Genomic DNA, 2501 nt, shown 5'->3' with positions numbered 1-2501 from the left:
CATCTGCTTGAGCCGCTGGCCGAGTTCGTCCAGGTTGCGCGCCGCAACCTCCAGCTGCCTGGCGCTCGCCACGTTCTGCGTGCTCGCCTGCTTGATGCTCTCCATCGCGCCCGCCACCTGGTCAACGCCCACCAGCTGCTGCTGGCTCGACGCCGCAATCTGCGTGGCCGCCTGCGCCGCCTCCGTCACGTTGCCCGCCAGCGCCTGGATCGATTCGCCCGCCATTTCACTCTGCCGGCTCCCCGCCTCCACCGCCTTGCTGCCCTGCTCCGTCGCCAGCACCGCCGCGATCGTCGCTTTCTGGATGTCGCCCAGGATGGTGCGCACCTGGTTGGTCGCCTGGCGCGACTGCTCCGCCAGGCTCTTGACTTCCTGCGCCACCACGCCAAAGCCCTTGCCGTGCTCGCCCGCCCTGGCCGCCTCGATGGCTGCGTTGACGGCCAGCAGGTTGGACTGGGCGGCCAGGTCTTCCACGCTCGCCATGATCCGGCCGATGGCCTGACTCTGCTCGGACAGCCGCGTCATGCTGGCGGCAATTGCTTCCATCTGCTGGCGGATCCGGGTCATGCCGGCCCCCACATCCTCGGTGGACTTGCGCCCGTTCTGGGAGCTCTGTGCCGCCTTCTGCGCACTGTCGGACACCAGCTTGGCCTTCTGGGTGGCCACCTGCGCCGTTTGCCGAACCTCCTCCACCGTGGTGGTGGTCTCGCTCACCGCCGCGGCCGACTGGCTGGCGCTGGCGGCGAGCTGGGTGGTCGAGGCAACAATTTCGCTGGAGAAAGAGGAAAGCACATTCACTACTTCCTGTGTTTCCTGCATCAGCAGGCGAAGGTTCTCTTCCACCCGCTTGCGCTCGGTGACCTCGGCCTGCAAGACTGCGTTGCCCTGCCCCAGTTCGTCACGCGATACAGTTGTTGCCTTCAGCTTTTCCGTCATCTCGTCGAATGCGCGCGACAGACTCCCGATCTCGTCCTTCGCAGTGATGGCGAGCCGGTGATCCAGGTTGCCTGCACCGACGATTGCTATGCCTTCGCGCAGCTTCTCAAGCGGCCGGGTTATGCTTCCAAGCGCTAGAAACAGCGTGGCCGCGATGACAAACACCACGATGCCGCCGAACGTCACTACCGCGACGCTTGTCCGGTGCTGCGCATCCAGGACCCCCATCCGGCTTCGGTCGGAGAGACTGAGCGCGCCGGAAATCATGGCCTGCGCCTTGTTCATGATCTGGCCGGTCAACCGGCTCTCCAGATCCTTGAGTATCGTGCCTTTCCCCTTTTCGGGCTCCTTGTTTTGCTGGTTCGTGACGAGCTCGGTGAACAGGGCGTGAACGCCTTGATGTGTGTGACGGAGGTCGTCAATGATGGCGGCTTCCTCCTTGCCGGTGAATTCCACTGAGCTCGTGAGCAGCTTCGACAGCGATGCCTGCCTCAGTTCCCATTGGGCACGCACGCGATCCTCATGACCCGCCACATACTCCAGCGTGAGGTATCTGACGGAGGTGGCCGCATTGAGAATTTCGCCGGCCGTCTCGTTCTTGGTGAGCTCTTGCCTCATCTGCTGCGTTGCCGACAGCAGCACGGCGCCGATGACCGCAACGACTCCAATGGAGAATATTCCGGCAAGACTGAGTCTGGTTGAAATCTTCATTCTGGCGTCCTCAATGAATGATCGTCACTGCCGCCGACGACACTGCCTTCAATGCGTCGAGGGCAACGTGATTCAAGTAATTGGGCATGTCGGCCCCGTCTATCAGCTTGTTCCTGATCGCCCAGCGCGACTCGTCCTCCAACGCCAGCAGCAGGCTTTGATCGAGCGTGAGATTGAACCGGTATTGCGGCCATAGCGCCTTCAAATCCGCCACATTCATCTTCAAGGCCTCGGCAGCCAATTGACTCGCGGCATCCGGGCTGTCATTGCAGAACCGCCCGGCGTGGACTGCCAACACAAGCACGCTTGCCATCGCGTAATGCAAGGGCTTCTTGCTGAAAGATGTTCCTGGGCCCTCAGTCATTGCATAGCTCCCTGTTATGTCATTCATGTCATTTATGTCATTTGGAAATCAAGCCGTCTCCTACGTGCCGCATCTCTCTCCAGTCTTTACCGCTACGCTAGCCGCTGGAGCTTTTGACCCAACTGGTGCAGTTTGTACGCAGCGCTCTCGGCGCATTTCGTCCCGACAGTGCATTTCTATAACCAACAGCGTCCTTTTGCATGGGATTCCTCTTGCGCGCTCACACCTTGTAGCGCTTGGTCATCTGCTTGAGCCGCTGGCCGAGTTCGTCCAGGTTGCGCGCCGCAACCTCCAGCTGCCTGGCGCTCGCCACGTTCTGCGTGCTCGCCTGCTTGATGCTCTCCATCGCGCCCGCCACCTGGTCAACGCCCACCAGCTGCTGCTGGCTCGACGCCGCAATCTGCGTGGCCGCCTGCGCCGCCTCCGTCACGTTGCCCGCCAGCGCCTGGATCGATTCGCCCGCCATTTCACTCTGCCGGCTCCCCGCCTC

2 protein-coding genes and 1 pseudogene are annotated in these 2501 nt (G+C 62.1%); all 3 read right to left on the bottom strand.

The genetic code is table 11. The features are described 5' to 3' along the window. On the bottom strand, nt 1-1647 hold a 1647-nt coding region (locus tag AC1DS5_RS24895; RefSeq protein ID WP_477720920.1), incomplete at its 3' end, for a methyl-accepting chemotaxis protein. Nucleotides 1648-1657: 10 nt separating this feature from the next. After that, the gene (locus AC1DS5_RS24890; RefSeq protein WP_477720919.1) at nt 1658-2038 is read right to left on the bottom strand and encodes a hypothetical protein; all 381 of its coding nucleotides are present in this window, start codon (nt 2036-2038) and stop codon (nt 1658-1660) included. Nucleotides 2039-2231: 193 nt separating this feature from the next. Then, nucleotides 2232-2501 (bottom strand): annotated as a pseudogene (locus AC1DS5_RS24885) (chemotaxis protein); the annotation flags it as partial.

It is taken from the genome of Polaromonas sp. P4_H1, assembly GCF_056400945.1.
The sequence above is the reverse complement of the archived record's forward strand: the minus strand, read 5'-3'. Positions and strand labels throughout refer to the sequence as shown.